This is a genomic window from Methylobacterium brachythecii, assembly GCF_014196345.1.
GTDB lineage: Bacteria > Pseudomonadota > Alphaproteobacteria > Rhizobiales > Beijerinckiaceae > Methylobacterium > Methylobacterium brachythecii.
The window spans coordinates 53,924-77,743 of the sequence record NZ_JACIDN010000004.1; the positions used below are offsets into that span (position 1 = coordinate 53,924).

Genomic DNA, 23,820 nt, shown 5'->3' on the forward strand with positions numbered 1-23,820 from the left:
GAAGGCCGGCTTGGCGGTCGCCGCGAGCCCCGGTACAGTTTTCGACCGTGCGGCCGCAGGCCTTGTCACGATCGGTCCGGGTCAGACGCGGCGGCCCGGCTTCGCTAATGTCGGCGCGACGGCCTCGCGCCCGGAGATCGCGGCCGAATGTACATTCGCAGCCTCAAGGTGCGCGATCTGCGGGCCGTGGCAACCGCCCGGCTCGACCTGCTTCATCCCGGACGGGACGACGGAAAACTCGGCGGCGCTGCCGGTTCGAAGCCGCGGCTCGACAACGTCAACCTGATCCTCGGCGAAAACGGTGCCGGCAAGAGCACTCTGCTCGACGGCATCGCCTTGGGCGTTCTCTCCCCGATCATCGCGCAGGCAGGCTTCCGACCGCACTATCTGATCCGCCGCGGTCCGGCGGAGAAGAGGGCGGATCGGTCGACGCTGGGCATCGACATGGTCGTCCACCGCCAGGACGGCTTGAAAAAGGGAAACGCGGCCCGACGCCGCGTAGAGACCTCGGTCGAACGCCGCGGAGATTTCGAGCGCATCGTCGGCTACGACGACAGCCATCCGATCTGGGAGGGAATGTTCAGCGAGGAATCACCTGCGTTTCTCATCGTCGGCTACGGTGCAACGAGGCGGGTGGAGAGTTCGGCGACCGTCGACACGGCTGCGAGGAGCAAGGCGCGCCAACTCCGCTACGAACGCGTCGCCTCGCTGTTCGAGGACCAGTTCACTCTTCGACCTCTGACCAGTTGGCTGCCGGAATGGAGCAGTCGGAATCCGGGCCGGCACAAGCAGGTCGTCAACCTTATCAACCGGCTGTCGGGCGAGGACGTGCGGTTCACCGGTGCGCTCGAACGCGGCGAGTACGTCTTCCGCACGAAGCGGGCGAACGTGCCGTTCAGTGCCTTGTCCGACGGCTACAAAGCCTTCATCGGCTGGGTGGGCGACCTGCTCTACCATGTCTGCATGGGCTGCCCGAAGGGCATGAAGCTCGTGGACAACAAGGGCGTCGTCCTCGTCGACGAGATCGACCTCCACATCCATCCAAAATGGCAGAGAACCATCATCCCGACGCTCGCCCGGGCCCTACCGAAGATGCAGTTCGTCTTCACCTCCCATAGCCCGCTCGTGGTGGGGACACTCGAGCGGGTGAACATCGTTCACATCGAGACCAACAGGCTCGGCCGCCCGGTACTGCGGCGGCCCGAGGAGGAAATCTACGGCCTGTCCGCCGATCAGATCCTGAGATCCGAGATCTTCGGATTGGAATCGACGAGAGACCCCTCTTTCAAGGCGCATCTCGACGCCCTGTCTGGGGAAGCCGCGACAGGAGACCGTGAGGCCGCCATGACGTTCATGCGTCAGGTCGCGCAAGGGAAGGGCGCAGCGCTGGCGGAGGAGTCGCCCGAGGCACCCGAATGGGTGAAGCGGCTTGCCGCCAGGAGCACCTGAGGGCGGGTGGCCGGATGATCCGCTACGCCAAAGCCGAATCCGACGAGGTCGGGAAACGCGTCGACGCGGAGGTGCCGACCTGGCGCACCCGCGCCGCGAAAGCCACGCAGAAGATGGCCACGCAGAAGAAGTATTCCGGCGACGGGCCGTCCTGGAGCGATGTGAAGCCGGTCTACATGCGGCTTCAGCACTTCAAGTGCGTCTTCTGCGAGCGCCCTCTTGCCGGCGAGGCCGCCGGGAAGGTCGAGCAGGATGTTGAGCACTTCCGTCCGAAGAACGCTTTGAAGGCGTGGCCGCCCAAGCAGCCGAAGGGGAAGCCCGCCCCCTACGCCTTCGGTACGGGAGCGGCCGGACCCGGTTACTATTGGCTTGCCTACGAACTCACGAATTACGCTGCCGCCTGCAAGCCCTGCAACTCGACGCGAAAGTCGAACTATTTTCCGATCGCCTCCGACAACCGCGGCGCGGCCGGGCAGGACGTGGCGACCTTGAACTCCGGAGAACAGCCCTTGCTTCCCTACCCCCTCGGCACCGTCGACGCGGATCCGGAGGCGCTCATCACTTTCGACGGCATCGTAGCCAAGCCGGTCGCCGCCGACGGCACCGACCATCGACGCGCTCTCGTCACGATCGACTTCTTCGGTCTGAACATCCGGGAGGAGTTGTGGGCCGACCGCTTCCGGACCATCAGTGATCTCTGGTCGAAGCTCGAACTCATCGAGACATCCAAGGATCCAGCACGGATCGAAATGACGAAGCGTCGTGTCGAAGATGCCCTGTCCGATGCGGCACCTCAGGCGTCCTGCGCCCGAGCGTTCTTCCAACTTTACAAATCCGATCCGATCGCGGCGTTCGAAACTTACGTCCTCGCCGAAAGGTTCTGGCGCTCGAAGGCTGGTTCAAGTGAGCCCCAATCTCCATCCTAGAAATCTGGCGCTTGGAACTGACGCCGATCTACTGAGGAACAGAATTCCTGCCGCCCCGCATTCGGACGCCAGATTTGCCCAGCTGACACTCTAGTGGCTCAAATCCGACGAATGGAACTCGCTACAGAGTGCTCCTTGCGACCCGACCTCGCCGTACACCGGCGATCATGCGATTCCCGAAAGCGGACGCCCGTCTTCCCAGTACTCCGGCGGCTTCGCGCCCATAGCAGTCGTTCAGCGTAACGGGGTCGGTTCCTGTTAGCGGACATCAGTGCATAGACAAATATTGGCGCCCTACCGACACGAATAGATCGGCAAGATGGACTTTCTGCTCTCGGGACCGTCGACTCCGACAAGGATACTTTGGACTGGGGGGGGCCGGAACAGGCTGAGCACGACGGTTCGCCTAAGAGGAAGACGACAGTGATGCGGAGCCGGCACGTTTCGTGATTGTCGAACAAGACCCAGAGCGCCAACCGTACCTAAGTCACGTTTTGCGGTTCATGGGCAGGGAGGTTCCACGATGCAGCCATTCATCCGTGTTGCCGAGATCTGGTTGCCCGACGAAGTAGGCGAGACGCTGTGTCTCGGTGCCGGGCTCTACGGAAATCAGGACGCGTTCGCTGCCTATAGCCGGCCGATGCGCTTCGCGCGTGGGGAGGGACTGCCCGGTAAGGCTTGGGCCGATCGCCATCCCGTGATCATGGGCAGCTTCACCGGCACCACCTTCCGCCGCACCGCGGCCGCTGCCGAGGCCGGCCTGACCTCCGGCATCGCCATGCCGATCTTCGAGCACGAGACGATCAAGGCCGTCGTCGTCTTCCTTTGCGGCGCACCGGAGAACTACGTCGGAGCCGTCGAAGTGTGGGTGAACGATCCGGAGAGAGATGCGCAGATCGGGCTGCATGACGGTCACTATGGGGGCGCCGAGCTGTTCGAGCGCACCTCACGCATGACCAGGTTCGGCCGCAGCTTTGGCTTGCCAGGAACGGTTTGGGCGACCGGCATGCCGGCCGTGCTCCCGGAGCTCTTTCGCGCAGATCGCTTTCTTCGTCGGGAGGAGGCGATCAAGGTTGGACTGACCTCGGGTGTGGGGTTGCCCTTCGACTTCGATCCCCCACGCACCTGGGTGATGACGTTCCTGTCGGCACAGGGTACGCCGATCGTCGGACGGTTCGAGGTCTGGGTGCCCGATGAGCAAGGGCTCGCGCTCGTCTACCTCGGTGGGTTGGACACTGGCGAGAATGGTGAGCGACCCGCACGCGTAGCGGCGGGTGACGGTCTGCTCGGTCGGGTTCTCTCCACCGGACTGCCGAGTGCGAGTGAGGATTGTCGCCAGGACGCTCCCTGGCTGATCTCCACGGATGGAGATACGACCGGTCAGGCGCTTGCGATGCCACTGCTGTCTGCGGACGGCCGGATCATGGCCGTCACGCTCTGGCGTCTTTGAGGCTCGCATCCCGGTTGCGGCCGACGATGACCGTTCGACCGCCTCTCGCAGTCACTCTGGCCGTCAGCACACTTCGTGCTGACGGCCAGAGGCCTTCCGCCAATGAGGCTCAGCCTTCCTTGAATCCGTATTCCGGCACACCGTCCTCGGCGCCGTAATACTTGTACGGCAGGAACTTGCCCGAGAGGCTCATCTTGACCCGGTCGCCCTTGTTGTTAGGCTCGCGCTCCATGGTCATGTTGAAGTCGATCGCGGACATGATGCCGTCCCCGAAATCTTCCTGGATCAGCTCCTTCCAGGTGGTGCCGTAGACCATCACCAGCTCGTAGAAGCGGTAGATCAGCGGGTCGGTGGGCGGCATCTGCGGGATCGAGCCGCGATAGGGCGCCTCGTTGAGCATGCGCTCTTCGGCCAGGCTCAGCCCGAACAGCTCGGCCGCCTTCTTCGCCTGGGCCTTGGGGAGCTTCATCTGGCCCATGCAGGCCGCCGTGATCAGGATTGGCGAGATGCCGCCGATCTCCTCCTGGATGTGTTTCCAGGTCCAGCCCTTCTCACGTTTGATGTCGAGCAGCTTCTCGGTGAGGTCTTCGCGCTTCATGGGTGTCTCCTTTTGCGTTGGGACGTGACTGAGGGTTCCGCCTCGGAGGCGAGGCCGTCGGACGACGCCGTGGCCGGGCAGTTCAGGCCCGTTTGGCCGGCGGCTCGGAGCCGAGGGCGGCTGCATCCGCCTCGCTGAGCGAGGGGCGCACCACCGGCGGATGACGCGGATCGTAGGAGGCCGGCATCGCATCCCGCATTGTCTTCGAGCGGGTCACGAGGAAGTCGATCAGGTGATTGCGGATCGCGTAGTAACCGGGCGCGTGATGGAGCTGCGTGCGGTCGCGGTCCTTCGGCAACGGGTTCTCGACGATCTCGGCGACCTTGGCCTCGGGGCCGTTGGTCATCAGCACGATCCGGTCGGCGAGATAGATCGCCTCGTCGACGTCGTGTGTGATCATGAACACGGTCTGCCCGGTCTCGACGCAGATCCGGCGGACCTCGTCCTGCAGCGTGCCGCGGGTCAGCGCGTCGAGGGCCGAGAACGGCTCGTCCATCAAGAGGATCTTCGGTTCGATCGAGAGCGCCCGGGCGATGCCGACACGCTGCTTCATGCCGCCCGAGAGCTCGGAGGGCCGCTTGTGCTCGGAGCCGGCGAGGCCGACCGTGGCGATGGCCTTCTTCGCGCGCGCCTCGACCTCGGCCTTCGGCGCTTTCCGCCAGCGCGAAGACACCGCGTAAGCGACGTTGCCGAGCACCGTGCGCCAGGGAAGCAGGGCATGGCCCTGGAAGATCACGGCGCGGTCGAGGCTGGTGCCCGCGATCGCCTGTCCGTCGACGATCACCACGCCCTCGCTCGGCGCTTCGAGGCCGGCGAGGATGTTCAGCACCGTCGTCTTGCCGCAGCCGGAATGGCCGATCATGCAGACGAACTCGCCGCGCCGCATCGGCAGCCACAGGTTCTCGAAGATCGTAGTCTGCTTGCCCGAAGATTTGTCACCTCGTGCCGGGTAGCGCCGGGCGATGCCCTCGATCGAGATGAATTTTTCGGACGAGGTCATGCGCTTGGTCCCGGCGTTCTGGTCGGGAGCGGCGCTGCCTGAGCGCCGCGCGAAGGGAAGGAGCTTGCTCATCACGTCGGCCTCACTCGGGGAAGGTGACGAGGCGCTGGGCGCGGGCGAGCAACTGGTCGAGCACCATGCCGACGAGGCCGATCACCAGGATCGAGGTGATCACATTGGTGATCGAGAGGTTGTTCCACTCGTTCCAGACGAAGTAGCCGATGCCGGTTCCACCCACGAGCATTTCGGCGGCGACGATGACGAGCCAGGCAATGCCGATCGAGATCCGCATGCCGGTGAGGATCGTCGGCGCGGCCGCCGGCAGGATCACCGTGAAGGCGCGGCGCACCGGACCGACCTCGAGGGTGCGGGCGACGTTGAGCCATTCCTTGCGGGTCGAGGCGACGCCGAACACCGTGTTGATCAGCATCGGCCAGACCGAGCAGATGAAGATCACGAAGATCGCCGACAGGCTCGAATCCTTGATCGTGTAGAGGGCGAGCGGCATCCAGGCGAGCGGCGAGACCGGCTTCAGGATCTGGATGTACGGGTCGAGCGCCTGGCTCATCAGCGGCGACATGCCGATCATGAAGCCGACCGGGATCGCCACCGCGACGGCGAGCAGGTAGCCGAGCGCGACGCGGCCGATCGAGTAGCCAAGCTGGATGCCGATGCCCTTGTCGTTCGGGCCCCGGTCGTAGAACGGGTCCTTCAGGTGCCGCCAGATGGTGGCACCGACATCCAGTGGACCCGGCATGGCCGACTTGCCGGTCGTCGCCGACTGGCCCATCAGCGCCGCGTATTCCGGATCCATGGTCTCGGTCTTATCGACGCCACTGACGGCGACCTGCCAGAGCAGCAGAAAGGCCGCAAAGATCGCCAGGGAGAGCAGGCCGGCGCGCAGGCGAAGCGAGGCAGACATGACTCAGCTCGCCCGCTTGATGGCGAAGGAGTCGAGATACTCCTTGGGCTTGGCCGGATCGAAGGTCTTGCCCATCACCACGAAGGTCTTGGTGGTGACCTCCGGCGGCGTGAGGCCGGCCTGCGTCATCAGCTTGGCCGCGTCAGTGGCCCGATAGACCTGCTGGGCGACGGCCTTGTAGTCGACATCCCCCTTGATCTGGCCCCAGCGCTTCATCTGGGTCAGCGTCCAGACCGCGAAGCTCTCGTAGGGGAACGGGTCGAAGGCCACCCGCTTCGGGTCCTTCTTCACGTTGCCGAGGCCGTCCGCGTAGGTTCCGGTGAGAACCTGCTCGATCACGGTAAGCGGCTGGTTGAGATAGTTGGCAGGCGCGATGGCCGCGGCCACGTCCTTCCGGTTCTCGGCCTTCGAGGCGTAGGCGGTCGCCTCCATGATCGCCCTGAGCAGAGCCGCCGTGGCGTTCGGCATCTGCTGGACCGTCTCCTGCGCGATCGAGAAGGAGCAGCAGGGATGCCCGTCCCAGATCTCCTTCGACAGGATGTGAATGAAGCCGACGCCGTCATAGACCGCCCGCTGCACGACGTTGTCGGGCGCCAGGAAGCCGTCGATGTTGTCGGCGCGGAGGTTCGCGACCATCTCCGGCGGCGGCACCGAGCGGAGCTGCACGTCGGTATCGGGATCGATGCCGTGCTCGGCGAGGTAGTAGCGCAGCAGATAGTTGTGGTTCGAATAGTCGAACGGGATGGCGAGCTTCATGCCCTTCCAGTTCTTCGGGTCGCGATTGTCCCTGTGCTTGTTGGCAAGGCAGATCGCCTGGCCGTTGACGTTCTCGATGGCGGGGACCGCGAAGGGCACCGGGTTCGAGCCGAGCCCCATGGTGATGGCGATCGGCATCGGCGCCAGCATGTGGGCCGCGTCGTATTCCTTGTTCAGTGTCTTGTCGCGAACGACCGCCCAGCCGGCCGTCTTCACGACGTCGACGTTCAGCCCCTGCTTCTCGTAGAAGCCCATCGGCTTGGCCATGATGATCGGCGTGGCGCAGGTGATCGGGATGAAGCCGACCTTGAGGTCGGTCTTCTCCGGCTTGCCGGCCTCGGCGAAGGCTTCCGCGGCGAAGCGCGTCGGCAGGATCTGGCTGATGGCGGCGAGCGCCGTGGCGGCGCCGACGCTGCTTAGAAAAGCCCGGCGCTCGACTTCGTGCGGGAAGACCGCGCGCAACATACTCTGCTCGACGGCGCGCGTGATGGCGGTGTCGCCGGTGGCGGCCTCGTGCTCCGCCTGGCTCGCATGGGCACCGCAGGAGCAACCGCGACGGCCGAACCGACGCCTGGAACCAAAGGGATTGTCGAACAGAGCCATCTGCGCCTCGCACGGTTCGTGACATAGAACCTTTGGCAAGCCGCGTGCCAGCATCAGAAATAAAAATTACTCAGCGAAGTCAGATACTTAAATATCAAGCTCAAATCACGAAATTTCGTGTATCATGAAACTTCGTAGCTCTAGTACGAAAGTTCGTGATGGTCGCGACGCAAGCCATTGAGCCGGGTGGTTTTGGTCTGGCCTTCGAGGCCTCGCACGAGCCGATGCTCGTTCTCGATCCCAGCGAGGACCGCGTCGTCGACGTGAACCCTGCAACGGCGAGGCTTCTCGGTTACCCGCGAGATGAGTTGGTCGGAATGGCGGTGAGCGCGCTGCATCCCGGCCAACTTCCGACGCTCATCGTCTTCACCCAGGCCGTGCAGGCCAGTCGGCGCTGGTGGACGCATGCGCTGACGCCGCGTCACGCCGAAGGCGAAGCGATGCGCCTGGAATATGCCGGCTCGCTTCTACCGGGCCCGGAGCAGCGCATCCTGGTCACCCTGGCCGATCTCGACGAACGACGGAACCGCGGCATCGACAGCGAGGCCGACGCGCATATGCGGGCCGGCCTCTCCGAGTGGCAGCGCATGGAGCGGATTTTTCGAGACATCGAGCGCGAGAACCAGCTGATCCTGCGCGCGGCCGGCGAGGGCATCTACGGGGTCAACGCCGAGGGCGTGACCACCTTCGTCAATCCGGCTGCCGAACGCATGCTGGGCTGGAAGGCCGCCGACATCGTCGGACGGGACATGCACGCCACCGTCCACCACACGCACCAGGACGGCGCGCACTACCACCACCACGATTGCCCGATCTACGCGGCGTTTCGCGACGGCGCGGTGCATCAGGTCGACAGCGAAGTCTTTTGGCGCAAGGACGGCACCGCCTTCCCGGTCGAATACACCTCGACGCCGATCCGGGACCGCGGTCGGCTGCTCGGCGCCGTGATCATCTTTCGCGACGTGAGCCAGCGTCGCGAGGCGGACGAGCAGTTGCGGACGGCGCTGGCGGAGGTCGATTCCCTGCGTACCCGGCTCGAACTCGAGAACGCCTACCTCAAGGAGGAGATCAGGGCTGAGAGCCACCACCAGGGCATCATCGGCCGCTCCCCGGCGATCGAGGCGACGCTCCGGCAGGTCGAGCTCGTCGCCGGGACCGACGCCACGGTGCTGGTCATCGGCGAATCCGGCACGGGCAAGGAGTTGATCGCCCGCGCGATCCATGAGGCGAGTCGTCGCCGGGAGCGGCCGCTGATCCGCGTGAACTGTGCCGCGATCCCCCGCGAGCTGTTCGAGAGTGAGTTTTTCGGCCACGCCAAGGGCGCCTTCACCGGCGCGCTGCGCGACCGCATAGGCCGGTTCGAGCTGGCCGATGGCGGCACGCTGTTCCTCGACGAAGTCGGCGAGATCCCCCTCGACCTGCAGGGCAAGCTCTTGCGCGTGCTGCAGGAGCGCTCCTTCGAGCGCATCGGTGACGAACGCACCCGTGCCGTGGACGTCCGCCTCGTGGCCGCGACGAACCGCGACCTCAAGGACGCCGTCCGGCGCGGGCAGTTCCGTGAAGACCTCTACTTCCGCCTCAACGTCTTCCCGATCGGCGCCGTGCCGCTGCGCGAGCGCCCCGAGGACATCCCGCTGATCGCCCAGCATTTCCTGAAAGGCGCCGCGCGGCGGCTCAACATCCCGGAGCCGCGCCTGACCCAAGGGGATGTCCGCCGCCTGACCCGTTACGACTGGCCGGGCAACGTGCGTGAGCTGGAAAACGTCATCGAACGCGCCGCCATCCTCTCCGTGCGCGGGCGCCTGCGCTTCGACTTGCCGGAGGTGGATACGCCGGTCCCCGACGAGGCGGTGAGCACGCCCGCGGTCTCCGGCCGCCCCGCGACGGAGGGCGAGCGCCGCGCCCGCGACCGCGCCGACATCGAGGCGGCTCTCGCCGCCTGCGGCGGCAAGGTTTTTGGGGCAGGGGGCGCGGCTGAACTGCTCGATCTCAAGCCGACCACCCTGGCCTCGCGGATGAAGGTGCTCGGCATTCGCCGACCAGGGCGGTGAGCGCCTTCAGGAGCGCGGCATCGGCGACAGTGGGATCTTGAGGTAGCGTGTGCCGTTCGCCTCGGGCTCCGGCAGGCGGCCACCGCGCATGTTGACCTGGATCGAGGGCATGATCAGGCGTGGCGCCTTCAGCGTCCGATCGCGGGCGGTGCGCATCGAGACGAAATCGTCCTCCGCCGTCCCGTCGCGGACATGGACGTTGCCGGCCCGCTGCGCCGCGACCGTCGTCTCGTAGACGAAGCTGTCGCGCCCCGGCGCCTTGTAGTCGTGGCAGAGCAGCAGGCGGGTGTCGTCGGGCAGCGCGAGTAGCCGGCGGATCGAGCGGAAGAGCTGGCGGGCGTCGCCACCGGGGAAATCGGCGCGCGCAGTGCCGTAATCCGGCATGAACAGCGTGTCGCCGACGAAGGCGGCGTCGCCGATGACATAGGCGAGATCGGCCGAGGTATGGCCCGGCACGTGCAGCACGATCGCCTCCACGTCGCCGATCATGAAGCTGTCGCCGTCGTCGAACAGGCGGTCGAATTCCTCGCCGGTGCGGGCGAAGTCGGTGCCGGCGTTGAACAGCTTCCCGAACTCGTTCTGCACCTGGAGGATGCCGCGGCCGATGCCGAGCCGGCCGCCGAGCTGCTGCTGGAGATACGGCGCCGCCGACAGGTGGTCGGCATGGACGTGGGTCTCGAGAATCCAACCCAGCGAGAGGTCGTTCTCGCGAATGTAGGCGATGACCTTGTCGGCGGCCTCGTAGGAGATCGCGCCCGCGGCCGGATCGAAGTCCAGCACGCTGTCGATCACCGCCGCCGCGCGGGTGAGTGGATCGTGGACGACGAAGGTCGCCGTGTTCGTCGGCTCGTCGAAGAAGCCCTGGACGGCGGCCTTCGCACGCTTGCCGCAGAGCGTCGCCGTGACCTGCTCGCTAGCGCGGGCCAGGGCTTGATCGTCGGCGCGGTCGTGATGGGTCATGATCCGGTCCTCAGGCTGCCAGCCAGGCGGTGACCTGGCCCTCGTGCCGCTGTTCCATCGCCAGGCGATTCTCGGTCTGCTCGGTTATAGCCCAGGCGGCTCCGGCGACGGGCCGTCCATGTAGTTCGATCGGCGCCGAGCGCGTCTTCAGCCGGATCACCGGCGCGCTATGCGCATAGCCCGGATGGTCCCGGCCGAGGATCGCGCAGGCGATGGCCTCGGCCTGGCGGCCGATCGGCTCGATGAACCGGCAGGGCTGGCCCGCGATGCTGATGCAGTCGCCGAGCGCGTAGATGTCGGGGCCGCTCGTGCGGAGCGTGGCTTGATCCACGACGATGCCGCGGTCGAAGGCGAGGCCGGCGCCGCGGACCAGACGGGAGGGCGTGGCGAGGCCGGTCGCGGCGATCACGGTCTTGGCCTCCATCGCCGTGCCGTCGGCGAAGCCGAGGGCGACCTCGCCGTTCGCGGCACGGGTCAGGGTGCTGACCAGCGTGTTGCCCCGGAACGTCACGCCGAGCCCTTCGAGGCCGGCGAGGAGGCGGCGGGAGGCCGGCTCGGGCAGGATTTCGGGAAGGGGCAGCGACTCGGCGCCGATCAGCGTCACCGCATGGCCGGCCCGCGCGAGGTCCTCGGCGAGCTCGCATCCGACCATGCCGGCGCCGATCACCGCGACGTTGCGGGGCGCGCCCGCGAGGTCGGCATGCATGCCGGACCAGGCCGCGAGGTCGTTCACCCGCCAGCACAGGCTCGGGTCGAGATTGCCGGGCAGCGCCGAGCGGGCGCCGTGGGCCAGCACGAGATGCGTGTAGTGAAGCGTGATGCGCGTGGTGCGCAGGCTGCGTCGCTCGGGCGACAACCCGATCGCGACGGTATCGGTCATCAGCGTCAGGCCGAGGCGAGCGGCCGCCTCGGTGCCGCTCTCGCGGCGCAGCATCTCCGGCGAGAGGCCGCGCCCGAGCGCCACCGACAGCTCGGGCTTATGGTAGACGTCGCCGCTGCAGGCCGTAACCAGCGTGATCGGCAGGCTCGCATCCTCGGCGCGGATCGCCTCTGCGGCGCTCCAGCCGGCGAGACCGGCGCCGACGATCACCACCCCGGGGCGGCGTTGGCGGATCGCCGGAACGGCTGCCGGAGCGACCGCGGCGCGGCGCTGATACGGCTCGAAATCCGTCTTAGTGACGCCGCAGATCGGGCAGGCCCAATCGTCGGGGATGTCGGCAAAGCGCGTGCCCGGCTCCAACCCGCTATCGGGGTCGCCCTCGCCCTCGTCGTAGATTAGGCCGCAAGCGCGGCAGAGAAACTGCTTCCAGGGGCCGAGGCCGTCGGTGGGTTCGAGAGGGCTCATGCCACGGCTCCCTGGGCGCTGGCGGCGGGAAGGACCTCTCGCGAAAGCCGCGCCATCTCCCAGCGCAGGTGCTTGATCGCGGGCGTGACGATCGCCACGAAATGCGCCTCGCGGATGCGGCGCTGGGGGGCGGCCGACATCATGTAGCCGCGCGCGCCCTGGTGCAGCAGCGCCGATTGCGAGGCGCGCAGGGCCAGCTCCGAGGTCTGCGCGCGGGCATCGAGCACGTCGATGAGGTAGTCCGTCGCGCCCTCGTAGGGTGTCTCGGCGAGACGCATCACACGGGCGCGCAACTCGGCCAGCTCCGCCGCGATCTCAGCGGGCCGGTTGTCGAGGAACTGGTTCACGTGGCCGAGGGTCTCTTCGACCGCGAGCATGGAATCGAGGCTGCCCTCGGCCACGCCGAGGCCCATGCCGCACTGGAGCATGATGAAGGCGCCGCGGATGCGTCCGATCAGCGGCCGGGCCGGATCGGCGATGATGTCGTCCTGGCCGACGAAATAGTCGTCGAGCCTGAGGCCCCAGGTGCTGGTCCCCTCCATGCCGGAGAATTCCGGGCAGCGGCGCAACTCGGCGCGGTCACAGCGCAGCAGGAACATGATCTCATGGCCGATGCCGCCATCGGCTTCGACGCCGGCGATGGCGCCGCAATACTGGCCCGGACCGATATGGCTGACCCAGGGCAGCATGCCGCTGACCCGGTAACCGCCCGCAACGCGCTGCGCCCGCAGCAGGATCGGCTCGATCCCGGCAAAGGCCTTCATCGGGTTGGAGAGGGCGGTGCCGCCGAAGCTGCGTCCCGCCGCATGGTCCGCGAGCAGCGTGCCGGTCAGCGCGGGATTGCCGGACTGCTCCATGTAGAGGCCGCAGACGTCGTGGCACCACATCAGGAAGCCAGTCGCCCCGCAGGCGCGGCTCGCGGCCTGCATCGCGGCGATAGAGAGGCCGACGCGCGCGCCGTGTCGGTCGAGATGGACGCCCAGCGCGCCTGCCGCGCCGAGCTGTCCCAGAATGTCGAGCGGATAGGTGCCGTGGTCGATCGCGCCGGCAGCCCCAGCGAGCGGACCTTCGGCGATGGCCGTCGTCGCGGCCAGGACGGCCTCGTCCGACCAGTGGCCGGCGTCGGCGGGGGCGGAGGCGGAGGTCTCGGTCGGACGGAGAGCGAGGGCGCTCGTCATCGTGCAATCTCCTCGAAAGGGGCGAACCGAGGAGCGGGACGGCCCGCTCCTCGAACGGGCTCAGTCGGCGAGGCCGATCTCGAACGCGATCGGGTTGCGCATCGAGTTTGCGACCGGCGAGTAGAGGTTCGCGTGGCGCACGATCTCATCGAGTTCTTCGCGCGAGGCGTCACCCTCGACGGTGACCTTCACCCGGATCGCCTGGAAACCCATATCGGCCGGCATCTTCTCGGCGCCGCCGGCACCCCAGGCGGCCGGGTTTCCGATATCGCCTTCGAGATGCAGTTCGAGGCGCGAGAGACGAACCTGCTTCCAGGTGGCCACGGCCGTGATGCCTACGGCGAGGCAGCCGCCCAGCGCCGACAGGACGATCTCGCCCGGGGCAGGGGCGGTGTTCTCGCCGAACAGGTGGAGCGGCTCGTCCACCACCACCGGGGCATGGTCGCCGACATAGCTGAGAGTACGGTACTGGCCGTCGACCACCGTATGCACCTTGTTGGTGCTACGGGAGCCCGGGTTGCAGCGACCCTTCTCGGCAAAGGCGGCGAGGCCGTCGCGATCGATCGGGCGCAGATATGCAGAGACGGTTGTCGGGGCGGCGCTGGCGCTCATGGCTAATCCTCTTCTCGCGCGGCCATGCGGGCCGGCTCGATTGGATCAGCGCAAGGCAAATGCCAGGATCGCACTTCGCCAGGATTTTCTGAGAACCAGATATATAACAATATCTTGATGAAAACTCTGGGCCGTGCAGCCATTCGAGCCAAACGAAGAATGTCGACAAAATGTCGACATTGTCGACATTGTTTAGGCGCTTCCAGGCGCCGGCTGTAGCTTGCGCCAGCGATAGGAAAACTGGCGTTCGGTCAGCCCGAGCCGCTGGGCCGCGCGGGTCTTGTTGCCGCCGGCCTGGGCGAGCGCGATCCGCAACTGCTCGTGGCCATGCGAGTCGGCGGCGAGATACGGACGCACGATGCCCCCCATCGACGGAGTCGGCACGCCCTCCGGCACCCCCGCGTGAATCGGCGCCGCGCCATGCGAGCTGGCCAGCATCGGCGCGAGATCGGCCGCCTCGAGCACGCCCTCGCTGGCAAGCAGCACGAGCCGCTCGATGAAGTTCGCGAGTTGCCGGATGTTGCCCGGCCAAGCGTGCCGAGCAAGGAGCGCCAGCGCGTCCGGCGTCAGATTCACGTTGCGCTGGTTGTCTTGGTTCGCACGCGTCAGGAAATGCAGCACGAGATCCGGGATGTCGCCGCGCCGCTCGGCGAGCGGCGGCAACAGGATCGGGATCACGTTGAGCCGATAGAACAGGTCCTCTCGGAACCGGCCTTGGGCGACTTCGGCGGCGAGGTTCCGGTTCGTTGCCGCAACGAGCCGCATGTCGACACGGATCTCACGCTTGCCGCCGAGGCGCACCACGGTGCCCTCCTGGAGAGTGCGCAGCAGCTTGGTCTGAAGGACCGCCGGCATCTCGCCGATCTCGTCGAGGAAGATCGTGCCGCCGCTCGCCTGCTCGAACCAGCCAGCGCGGGCCTCGACCGCGCCGGTGAAGGCCCCGCGCTCGTGTCCGAACAGCTCGGACTCGAACAGGCTCTCCGGGATCGCCGCGCAATTCACCTTGACGAAAGGCCGGTCGCGGCGCGGGCTCGCCAGATGCAGCGCGCGCGCGAACAGCTCCTTGCCGGTGCCGGATTCGCCCAGCAGCAGCACGCTCGCGGTGGCATCGGCCACCTTCTCCACCTGGACGAGCGCCCGCAGCAGCGCCGGCGAGGTGCCGATGATGCCGTAACGCGCCCGCTTGATGCGCAGCTCGCGGGCGAGCATGTCGTTGTGCTCTTCGAGCGCCCGGGTCTTCTGCTCGACGTGGCTGTTCAGGGTCAGCAGTTGGCTGACCATGGTGGCGATGATGCGTAGAATGGTCAGGTCGTCGGCCAGCGCGCGCTCGCGGTGGCGGATGCGGTGACAGGCGATCGCACCGATCGTCTTGTGGTGGACCCGGATCGGCAGGACCAAGAACGAAACCACGCCCCGCGGCAATCGCGCCCGCTCGACGGCCCGCGCCAGGAAGGTCGGATCCTTGTCGATGTCTTGGACGATGATGAGGTGGCCGTCCTGGATCACCCGGCCGGTGACGCCCTCGCCGAGGGCGTAGCGGCCCCGCGCCGCCTCCTCGCGGGTCAGGCCGTAGGAATGGACGATGCGATAGCTGTCGCCCTCCGGATCCTTGAGGACGATGCGCCCGCGGTTAAGGCCGATGATCTCGGAGAGCAGGTGCAGCATCTCGCGCGCGACCTGATCGAGCTGAATGCCCTTCCCGATGAGGTTCATTACCTCTTGGAGAAGAAACATTTCCTGCGTGCGCCAATGGGCGCTCGACGCGTCCTTCCTCATGCGCCACCCATCCAGCTGCACGCAAACCCTTCAATCGCAGCCTGATCGATCCTTGCAAGACCTGTGCGAGCCGGAGCAGGAGTAGGGATCGCGTAAGGTCGTCGGCGAACTGCGCTATCTGAGCTTCCGCACGATCCCATCGCAAGCATTGCTTCGGACGACTTTTACTCTTCGATCAATGCCATGCAGCCGGTGCGCTTCTGCATCAACGTCTGCTATCGGAGATCCTAAACGCGAAAGCGGTCGTTCCGATTTCGGCCATCCGCTGCTTTGAACGCGCTGCCATCGTTTTTCATCTCGCTGCCGGCGCTGGCCGGCTGGGAGAACGACGATGGGACATTCCGAAAATGATCCGGTCTTCAAAGATCGCCGAGCATGGAACGCGGGCCGCAAGCTCGGCGCCAAACGTGCTCTTAAACCGCAGCAGGTCTGGGCGATCCGCTTCTGGCTCGATCGCGAACAACGTGTGCGGGATCGTGCGATGTTCGATCTGGCGATCGACAGCAAGCTCCGAGGCTGCGATCTCGTCAAACTCAGGATCGGCGATGTCGGAAGCGGCGGTCGTGTCCGCGCACGCGCCATCGTCGTCCAGCGCAAGACCGGCCAACCCGTACAATTTGAAATTCTCGAACCGGCCCGCACCAGCGTCCTGATTTGGCTGGAATGCCGAGGCGGCGCACTCAACGACTACGCGTTCCCAAGCCGGTTCGATCGCACGGACCACATCAGCACACGGCAGTACGCCCGCTTGGTCGACGAGTGGGTGACGGGCATCGGCTTGCGACGTGAGGACTACGGCACGCACTCGCTGCGGCGGACGAAGGCCTCGCTGATCTATAAGCGGACCGGCAACCTGCGCGCGGTGCAAATCCTCCTCGGCCACACCAAGATTGAGAGCACAGTGCGCTACCTCGGTGTTGACGTCGAAGATGCTCTCACCCTGGCCGAGGCGACCGAGATCTGATGGAAGGCTCCTCGACGCTTGGGTCGAGGAGCCTTCAAAAACTGACAGGCGGGATCGCGCCCATCTCGGCCATCTTGGGCTACCGATCTGATGCTCCAAAGCGGACATTGAGTTCCGCCGGCAGATAACTGGGTTGGGTGGTTTTCGGTCTGCCCTCGCGCACGTAGCCAGACGAAAACAATGATCCTTTGGGCCATTGAGCGATCGGATGACTGACCCTCGCACCGTTTCAGTTGCAGCAGTATCCGCTTGTGCGACAATAGCAACCTGAGGCTGTTATCGCAATTTTGAAAGCGACGTTTCGGGGTTATTCCGTCGTCCTCTCCGGATTCTCCCTGATAGGTCTTGATCGCGACCTCTCATAATCTCATGGCCCATTGTTGGATGTCCGCCATGAAAACATTGAGACTGATGACGCACGCCGCCGTCGTCTACAGGCGCTGCATCTACAATGGAGGGCGAGATTTCCGCAGAGCTGGCCGGGGCATTTATGCCGGCGGCCGAGGCTTCCACGGAGGTGGTCGTGGCTTTTAGGGAGGTGGCCGATTTTATCGATAACGCGTCCGATTGCCTCGCGTGCTGTGAAGGTCAGCGGAATTCAGGCGAAGCTGCGCGAGATCGTATCCCATCTCGATGACTTCGAATTCTGGTTCAACATCGCCACGGCGCGATCCTCGCGCGAAAGGTCCGGCGCTCCACTTGCCTGACCCGATTGGGGACCTGAAGTAAATCTCGGAGGAACGATCGTGGCACGCGCCCAGACCATTGCGAACCTCAGTTTGCCAGGAGGTCTAACGGCAAGCACGGCCCACTCGACCGCCTCGCCGCCGAAATCTGGCAAGCCGCTTCCGACGGTCCCGCGAACACCGGGCCTCCGGGGCCAGCGCCGAGCCTGAATGTGCGATGCGCGGGTATGACCTTCTTGCAGCGTTGCTTGCCGCGAGCCTCACCACGTCGACAAGCGTAGCAGGTGCGATTCCGTCTCGGGCGCGCATCCATGTCGTCTACACGCCGCCGAAGTCACCGCCGTTCCGCTCAATCTACGACGCCATGCGTCAGCACCGTGTCCTGGAGCGTGTCGGGACCATTGTCAGCCTTGTGCGTCTGCCGACCCGCCTGACCTACCGGCTGAAGGAATGCACGGGCGAACTCAACGCTTGGTACGCTCCCGAAAGCCAGAGCGTCACCATCTGCTACGAGTTGATCGATAGCATCGTCAAAAGTGCTCCCCAGACGAAGTCGCCGGCGGGTGTAACGCGCCAGGACGCCATTCGAGGACCGATCTTCCAGATCCTGCTGCACGAGAGCGGTCACGCCCTGTTCGACCTTCTCCAAGTCCCGATCCTCGGGCGCGAGGAGGATGCCGCCGACCAGGTCGCTTCCCTTATCCTGCTGCATCTCGGACCGGCCGACACCCGCATGGTGGTGAAGGGCGGCGGCTATTACTTCGCGACGGTGGCCAAGGACGAGCCCGCCGACAAGGGTGCCTTCGCGGACGTGCACGGCTTCTCCTGGCAGCGCTTCTACAACCTCGCCTGCCTCGCATATGGTTCCGACAGGAAACGCTACCGGACCATCGTGAACAACGGTTACCTGCCGAAAGAGCGCGCCGAGGGCTGCGAGGAGGAATATCAGCAGGTCGCGTTCGCCTTCCGGAAGCTCATCGGCCCCCATCTGCGCATGCGCCCGAACGGCGGCGCGCGGCTGCGGCGCGCCCTCTGCTCCGCCTTCCGGTCATGAACTGATGACCAATTCGTGGCCTTCGCGTCAGCTGGTCCCCATTGAGATCGACGTTGCTTCAGAACCTCGGTGAACCGCGAGACGGGATGCAACAGTTGGCTTCTGCGGCAACGATGGGCGGGTTGAGCGATGGCAGGGCTCGATTTTGAATAGATGCTGGAGTTTCAGCCGTCTCGCTTCGGAAGGCGATGACTCTATACTTGAGTGTCTCGCCGTCGGCCGCCAACCAATTGCCTTCCCGGCCAAACAGGGAGCTGGCCAAAGCCGTTGTGGAGCGCGCGAGCGGAGCGTCCTCTTTAGAGGCCTGTCGGGCAGCCTCCGGCATGCGGGACAGCCAAACCTGTAGCGCATCGTAAGTTGCGCACGCATCACCACTTGGTGCGATGTGACAGAGCTCCTTGTATGCCCAGATTTCCGACGCATGCCTTGCGTCGCGTGACCGGCGAACCGATGTCGCGATCGATTTTCTGGAGATCAGGAGAACGACAGCGAGCGCTCCCAGCACCAGGAGCGTGATAACCGCGAGCGTCGAAGCATTCGGGCGATCTTGCGCGGTCCTCGCCTTGGCCGATGTCGAGCCCCCGACCACTGCGACGTGCGTGCCGGCGAGCGTCTCGGTGCGGGCTTCTTGGCTGGCGAGATCCCACCAGGATTGCCTGAGCTCGGGAAGGTCATACGATCCCGGTTTCTCAAAGACATACGTCACCTTATCGATACGCGACCCCACGACTTCGCCGCGATTGATGCGGTCGAGGGAGCGCGGCGGGTCGATGTAGAGCCTGACGCCGCTCGGCGCTGCAAAGACGAGGTCGGCCATGCCCATGGCGGGCATGCCGCTGGCCTCTCGTCGGATCGTCCGAACTAGCGCGTCGCCGATCTTGAGGCGGGCCTGTTTCGAATCCGGCGACCAGGCTTGCGTCACGGTGAGATTCGTCGTCGCGATGACGGGCTGCGAAGTGTCGAGGCCCGGCGGGAGGGCGACGGCGACGTGCTGTACATCGCCTTTGGCTGCGCCGATGACGTCGCCAGAGGCGTCGAGAAGTGTCACATCCGCGCCGGGCACATCGATGACACCACCGCGGCGGGGAAAGACGACGAACTCGAAGCGCTGTCCGACATAGGCGCGATCGTCGATCCGATCGCCGATGGTGACGCCCTGCGTCTCGAGGCGGAGTATCTGCGCGCCGGGCGCGTCGCTAACCCCGATCCGCGGCGGACGCGGCATCGCGTCGGGAAAAAGCACGTCGACTAGCAGGCGAACGGGTTGGCCGACGACGACGCCGTTCTCGGGATCGAGCTTCGCCCGGACGACGACCTGCGGTGTCTCGGCCTGAACCCCGCTTGCTGTGGCAAGCGCAAGAAATGCCAGCGCGAGCGCGATCGATGCCCAGGGCCGGCTCACGGTTTCGTCTCCGGCTGGCGCGATGGCTCCTGACGCGAGGCAGATTGGAGCTGATAGGCGAACTTCACCCTCAGGAAATCGGCCGGCTTGGTTTGCACGCGCCTGAGCCACATCGCGCGAACGGCGTCGTCAGAGAGAGGCTTGCGCTCGCCCTCGACGGTCGTATCGGTGCCCCCTTTCTTCGTCTTGTCGAACACGACTTCGTCGGGCTTGGAATCCGTGTTGCCCGTCTCACCGCCCTGCTGCCTGACGCGCTCGGCCCGGATCCGCGCAAGTTCGCGATTGGCAGTCGCGTCGGGCCAGTCCGGGCGCAGTTGCAGCGCGCGGTCGTAGCGCTTCACGGCATCTTCGTATTTGCCGAGCATGATCAACGCATTGCCCTGATCGAAGGCGCCCTCTGAGATGTCGAGCCCGCCGAAGACCTGGGCGGCCAGCTTGAACTCGCCGGCGCGAAAAAGAGCCACGCCGCGCCGGAGCGGATCGCGAAAGGCCGCCGCCGCCTCCCCGGGCCTGTCGCGCTCCATCAGTGCTTGCCCGCGCTGATCGGCGGTGAGGAAGAGATTGCGCCAGCCGACCCGGCCGCCTGCGACGATCAAACCGAGCAGCACAGCCACCATCAGAACAACGGGGGCGACCCAGGGAGGAGCGACGCGCCGGCTCATGCCAGGACCCAGCCCCGACGGAACCACAGCAATGTGAGCAGAGCGAGAATCGGCGTGAGCCAATACCCCGCTTCGTGCCAATGCTGCCCTTCGCCGGCGACCTCCTCCGTGCGCGCCGCGCGGTCGAGGCGGCGCGCGATCGCGTCGATGTCGGACTGATCGACTGTCGTCGCAATGAGACGGCCGCCAATGGCCCGCGCCGCTTCGTCGAGCGTTTCGAGTGGCTGATCCGGCGGCAGAAGCGACAGCATCGTCACCGGGTGTGCGAGCTTGATCGCCTCAAGACGGCCGAGTTCCTCGGCAGCCACGCGATCGGTCATCACGAGGATCGAGCCGACTTGGCCGCTGGCCGCGAGCGCGCGGTCCGCGATCGCCACAGCCTCGGCGAGATCATCGCCCTCCTTCGGCATGATCTCGGGCGCGAGCGCCTGCGCGAGATGACCGATGACGCTGGTATCGGGCGTCAGCGGCAGAACGAGATGCGCCGAGCCGGAATAGGCGATCAGTCCCACCGACGCGCCCTCGCGGATCGCGAGCAAGTCCGAGAGCTTCTGCCGTGCACGGTCGAGCCTGGTCGGTGCCAGGTCGGGCGTCGTCATCGACGGCGACACCTTGAGCACGATGACGACGGGCGGCTTGGCATCTGCAAACGGCGATGGCTCCCGCTGCCAGGCAGGGCCGGCGACGGCGATGCTTGCCAGCAGCCATGCGAACATCAGCAGGCCGCTCGGATCCACCCGGGCATGCCCTGCCTGGCCGAGGAGCAGGTGCCGGAGCAGTTCCGGATCGATCACGCCCTGCCATCGCGCCCCGGCATCGAGGAGACGCCGCGTCAGGAACCAGAATCCCGCTGCCGGCCCCAGCAGTAGCAGCCAGAGCGGCCGCTCGAAATGGAACGCTGCGAGGGCTTCGCTCATGGCGCGAGCCTCGGGATCGTCGGCGGAGCGTGGCGGGCGGAGCCGGCATGCCGATGTGCGAGCAGGCGAGCAGCCTGCACGACGAGCGAGAGCAGCAGCGCCGCCGCGAGCGGCACCCAATAGACGTCCCGCTTCGGGCGGAACGTCACGGTGTCGATCCTTCGCGTCTCGATCGCGTTGAGGCGATCGTAGATCTGCGCGAGTTGCGTGCGGTCGAGCGCGCGATAGAAGCCGCCGCCCGTCGCGTTCGCGACCTTGGTCAGGGCGGCCTCGTCGAGCTTGTCCTCGCCGATCGTCGTCGGATCGCCGATCGCGACGGTGTGGATCACGATCCCCCTGTCCTTCGCGACGGCTGCAGCCTCGGCCGGGGGCACCTTGCTTGCCGTGTCGTTGCCGTCTGTCAGCGCGATGATCGTCTTCGCCTTCACGGTGCTCTTGTCGAACAGGCCGATGCCGAGACCGATCGCGTCGCCGAAAGCCGTGCGCGGACCGGCCATCCCGACGACCGTATCGCGCAGGAGCTCCCGGCACAGATCGAGATCGGTCGTGAAGGGGACGAGGGCGAAAGGCGCATCGCCGAAAACGACAATGCCTGCCCGATCGCCTTTACGCTGCGCCAGGAACTCGTCGAGCACCTGCTTGACCGCCGTCAGCCTGTCGACGGTGCGGCCCGAGGCGTCGACGAAGTCGGCGGCGCCCATCGAGCCGGACAAATCGACGAGAAGGAGGAGGTCGCGGGTCGGCTGGTCGCGATGGAGCGGCGGCTCGATCCATTGCGGCCGCGTGAGCGCGGCGAGAACGAAACACCAGCTCACGATCAGCGTCGCCAGACCGAGCCAGCCTCGTGGCCTGACGACGCCACCTTGGCGTGGGCGTTGGCCGCTCAGGGCGACCAGCCGGTCGAAGAACGACACGCGAAGACTCGCACGTCGATCGGAATGCGGCGGCAGCAGCCACCAGATCGCGAGCGGCAACGGGGCGAGCAGGACGAGCCACGGATAGGCGAAGGACAGCACGGTCAGGTCTCCCCCAACCGTTGAGGCGCCTGGTGCGTGCGGACCCAGAGTCTTGCCTGCGCGATCAACGCCGTCAGTTCGACGGCAGGGACATCGTGCTGGCGGCCGCACGCCTCGGACAGGAGCGTTTCAGCCCGGCTCGCCGTGGACCCTTTCATCCCGTTTCGTGCGAGAAACGCGGCCCAGGCCCGACCACTCAAGGCGGCCACGTCCGGCCTGGGATAGGCGACGAGCGCGGTGCGCTTCAGGATGGCCGAGACCTGTGCGACGACGGCTTGGTCGGCCTGCGACATCGTACCCGCGACGCCATCGAGCTCTTTCAACGCCGCACGGCGATACGCGTCGGCGCGATAGCGCCGGAGCGCTCGCCAAGCGAACACCGCCAGCATCGCCAGGCACCCGGCCGCCACGATCCACACGCCCGGCGCTGGCGGCCAGAACGGCACCGGCGGTGGAATCGCCAGATCCCGGAGGCGCGCCAGACTGCCAGGGTCTTCGGTCATCGCCGCCCACCTCCGACAGAGGCGAGTTGCGTCGCTGTGCGCTTGCCGATCAGTTCGCGCAATTGCTGGGCGACGTCTCGGTGCGTCGAAATCGGCAGCGTGGGAATGGCGCGCCTGCGGGACAGCGCGTTCAGGCGTTCCCGCCAGGCAGCGCGCTGCTGCGCATAGCGATCGCGCAAGCTGGCGGACGCGCAATCGACCTCGATCTGCGCATCGCCCCCGCTGAACACGGCAGCGCCGATGTCCGGCAACGCATGCTCGAGGGGATCGCTGATCGGAATCGCCAGGACATCGTTATGCGCCGTGAGACGCGTGACGAGGCGCTTGGTCTCTTCATTTTCGCCCGTCACGTCGGTGATCAGGCAGACGAGCCAGTCATGCGTCGCCGACCGGGCCGCGCGCGCGAGCGCCGCATTGAGTTGGTTGCCGGCATCGGCCGACGAGGCGGCGGCGGTGAGCGTCTGGTTCTGGCGGACGACTTCCGCGATGACGCGCACGGCCCCGGCATCGCGCCCCTGCGGCCGAACCTCGACCATCTCCGTATCACCGAACACGATCGCCCCGACGCGGTCGCCGAGAGAAGTGACACGCCAGGCTGCGAGCGCCGCAACCTCCGCTGCCGCCACCGATTTCATCGCCCGGCGGCTGCCGAAGAACATCGAGCGACGCTGATCGACGAGCAGCAGAACCGGACGGTCACGCTCCTCCGAATAGACCCGGACATGCGGGCTGCCGCGTCGCGCCGTGGCCAGCCAGTCGATGGTGCGGGTGTCGTCGCCTTCGAAGTAGTGGCGCAACTCCTCGAAATTGAGCCCGCGCCCGCGAAGGCGCGAGGCGTGCCGCCCTGCGAGCAGGCTGTGCACCGGCTGTCTCGGCAAGAAGCTGAAGCCCTTGGCGCGATGCTTGAGCCGCAACAGGTCGTCGAGTGCAACGAAGGCGCGCGCCACCGGCGCTGGTCCCGCTTCGGTTTCTCTCCGTGGTCTGAGCTGC

General features: G+C 66.1%; 21 protein-coding genes. 6 read left to right on the forward strand and 15 right to left on the reverse strand.

Annotation, left to right across the window (positions count from 1 at the left end):
- Positions 1–147: 147 nt before the first annotated feature.
- The 3 genes from GGR33_RS11470 to GGR33_RS11480 all read left to right on the forward strand — a co-directional run bounded on the left by GGR33_RS11470 (position 148) and on the right by GGR33_RS11480 (position 3,825).
- Positions 148–1,449, forward strand: a complete 1,302-nt coding sequence (locus GGR33_RS11470; RefSeq protein ID WP_183505218.1) for an AAA family ATPase — start codon at positions 148–150, stop codon at positions 1,447–1,449.
- Positions 1,416–2,375, forward strand: a complete 960-nt coding sequence (locus tag GGR33_RS11475) for an HNH endonuclease family protein (protein WP_246413039.1) — start codon at positions 1,416–1,418, stop codon at positions 2,373–2,375. The genes GGR33_RS11470 and GGR33_RS11475 overlap by 34 nt, the downstream gene beginning before the upstream one ends.
- 523 nt (positions 2,376–2,898) lie before the next feature.
- Positions 2,899–3,825 carry a GAF domain-containing protein gene (locus GGR33_RS11480; RefSeq protein WP_183505222.1) on the forward strand — a complete coding sequence of 309 codons (927 nt, stop codon included), beginning with the start codon at positions 2,899–2,901 and terminating at the stop codon, positions 3,823–3,825.
- 109 nt (positions 3,826–3,934) lie between these two features.
- Here GGR33_RS11480 and cynS read toward each other — a convergent pair whose 3' ends face one another.
- The 4 genes from cynS to GGR33_RS11500 all read right to left on the reverse strand — a co-directional run bounded on the left by cynS (position 3,935) and on the right by GGR33_RS11500 (position 7,704).
- Positions 3,935–4,423 carry a cyanase gene (gene cynS / locus GGR33_RS11485; protein ID WP_183505224.1) on the reverse strand — a complete coding sequence of 163 codons (489 nt, stop codon included), beginning with the start codon at positions 4,421–4,423 and terminating at the stop codon, positions 3,935–3,937.
- Between the two features lie 82 nt (positions 4,424–4,505).
- Positions 4,506–5,495, reverse strand: coding sequence for an ABC transporter ATP-binding protein (locus tag GGR33_RS11490; RefSeq protein WP_183505226.1), 990 nt, complete (start codon positions 5,493–5,495; stop codon positions 4,506–4,508).
- A gap of 10 nt (positions 5,496–5,505) precedes the next feature.
- Positions 5,506–6,345: a nitrate ABC transporter permease gene (gene ntrB, locus GGR33_RS11495; RefSeq protein ID WP_183505228.1), complete on the reverse strand. Its 840-nt coding sequence runs from the start codon at positions 6,343–6,345 to the stop codon at positions 5,506–5,508.
- Between the two features lie 3 nt (positions 6,346–6,348).
- Positions 6,349–7,704, reverse strand: coding sequence for a CmpA/NrtA family ABC transporter substrate-binding protein (locus GGR33_RS11500; RefSeq protein WP_183505230.1), 1,356 nt, complete (start codon positions 7,702–7,704; stop codon positions 6,349–6,351).
- Between the two features lie 158 nt (positions 7,705–7,862).
- Here GGR33_RS11500 and GGR33_RS11505 point away from each other — a divergent pair, with 158 nt between their 5' ends.
- On the forward strand, positions 7,863–9,755 hold the full coding sequence (locus GGR33_RS11505) for a sigma 54-interacting transcriptional regulator (RefSeq protein ID WP_183505232.1): 1,893 nt from the start codon (positions 7,863–7,865) through the stop codon (positions 9,753–9,755).
- A gap of 6 nt (positions 9,756–9,761) precedes the next feature.
- Here the strand turns inward: GGR33_RS11505 and GGR33_RS11510 are convergent, their stop codons facing one another.
- The 5 genes from GGR33_RS11510 to GGR33_RS11530 all read right to left on the reverse strand — a co-directional run bounded on the left by GGR33_RS11510 (position 9,762) and on the right by GGR33_RS11530 (position 15,626).
- The gene (locus tag GGR33_RS11510) at positions 9,762–10,715 is read right to left on the reverse strand and encodes an MBL fold metallo-hydrolase (RefSeq protein ID WP_183505234.1); all 954 of its coding nucleotides are present in this window, start codon (positions 10,713–10,715) and stop codon (positions 9,762–9,764) included.
- 10 nt (positions 10,716–10,725) lie between these two features.
- The gene (locus GGR33_RS11515) at positions 10,726–12,060 is read right to left on the reverse strand and encodes an FAD-dependent oxidoreductase (RefSeq protein WP_183505236.1); all 1,335 of its coding nucleotides are present in this window, start codon (positions 12,058–12,060) and stop codon (positions 10,726–10,728) included.
- Positions 12,057–13,238, reverse strand: a complete 1,182-nt coding sequence (locus GGR33_RS11520; protein WP_183505238.1) for an acyl-CoA dehydrogenase family protein — start codon at positions 13,236–13,238, stop codon at positions 12,057–12,059. The genes GGR33_RS11515 and GGR33_RS11520 overlap by 4 nt, the downstream gene beginning before the upstream one ends.
- Before the next feature lie 60 nt (positions 13,239–13,298).
- A complete protein-coding gene (locus GGR33_RS11525; RefSeq protein WP_183505240.1) occupies positions 13,299–13,850 on the reverse strand; it encodes an OsmC family protein in 552 nt (183 codons plus the stop codon).
- 192 nt (positions 13,851–14,042) lie between these two features.
- Entirely contained in the window at positions 14,043–15,626 is a 1,584-nt protein-coding gene (locus tag GGR33_RS11530) for a sigma 54-interacting transcriptional regulator (RefSeq protein WP_183505242.1), read from the reverse strand.
- A gap of 331 nt (positions 15,627–15,957) precedes the next feature.
- On the opposite strand from GGR33_RS11530, the gene GGR33_RS11535 reads away from it, so the two are divergent.
- Together GGR33_RS11535 and GGR33_RS11540 are read left to right on the forward strand one after the other, a co-directional pair.
- Entirely contained in the window at positions 15,958–16,590 is a 633-nt protein-coding gene (locus tag GGR33_RS11535; protein ID WP_183505244.1) for a tyrosine-type recombinase/integrase, read from the forward strand.
- A 903-nt stretch (positions 16,591–17,493) separates the two neighbouring features.
- Positions 17,494–18,330: a DUF4344 domain-containing metallopeptidase gene (locus tag GGR33_RS11540; protein ID WP_183505246.1), complete on the forward strand. Its 837-nt coding sequence runs from the start codon at positions 17,494–17,496 to the stop codon at positions 18,328–18,330.
- Between the two features lie 58 nt (positions 18,331–18,388).
- On the opposite strand, the gene GGR33_RS11545 is transcribed toward GGR33_RS11540, so the two are convergent.
- From GGR33_RS11545 to GGR33_RS11570, 6 genes are read right to left on the reverse strand one after another with little or no spacing between them, the layout of a single operon-like run.
- Positions 18,389–19,732 carry a hypothetical protein gene (locus GGR33_RS11545; RefSeq protein WP_284211209.1) on the reverse strand — a complete coding sequence of 448 codons (1,344 nt, stop codon included), beginning with the start codon at positions 19,730–19,732 and terminating at the stop codon, positions 18,389–18,391.
- Positions 19,729–20,394: a tetratricopeptide repeat protein gene (locus tag GGR33_RS11550; protein WP_246413041.1), complete on the reverse strand. Its 666-nt coding sequence runs from the start codon at positions 20,392–20,394 to the stop codon at positions 19,729–19,731. The genes GGR33_RS11545 and GGR33_RS11550 overlap by 4 nt, the downstream gene beginning before the upstream one ends.
- The gene (locus tag GGR33_RS11555) at positions 20,391–21,311 is read right to left on the reverse strand and encodes a VWA domain-containing protein (RefSeq protein ID WP_183505248.1); all 921 of its coding nucleotides are present in this window, start codon (positions 21,309–21,311) and stop codon (positions 20,391–20,393) included. The genes GGR33_RS11550 and GGR33_RS11555 overlap by 4 nt, the downstream gene beginning before the upstream one ends.
- Positions 21,308–22,327, reverse strand: coding sequence for a VWA domain-containing protein (locus GGR33_RS11560; protein WP_183505250.1), 1,020 nt, complete (start codon positions 22,325–22,327; stop codon positions 21,308–21,310). Before GGR33_RS11560 ends, GGR33_RS11555 begins: the two co-directional genes overlap by 4 nt.
- Positions 22,328–22,329: 2 nt before the next feature.
- Positions 22,330–22,830, reverse strand: coding sequence for a DUF4381 domain-containing protein (locus tag GGR33_RS11565; protein WP_183505252.1), 501 nt, complete (start codon positions 22,828–22,830; stop codon positions 22,330–22,332).
- Entirely contained in the window at positions 22,827–23,777 is a 951-nt protein-coding gene (locus GGR33_RS11570) for a DUF58 domain-containing protein (RefSeq protein ID WP_284211212.1), read from the reverse strand. Before GGR33_RS11570 ends, GGR33_RS11565 begins: the two co-directional genes overlap by 4 nt.
- Positions 23,778–23,820: the final 43 nt, after the last annotated feature.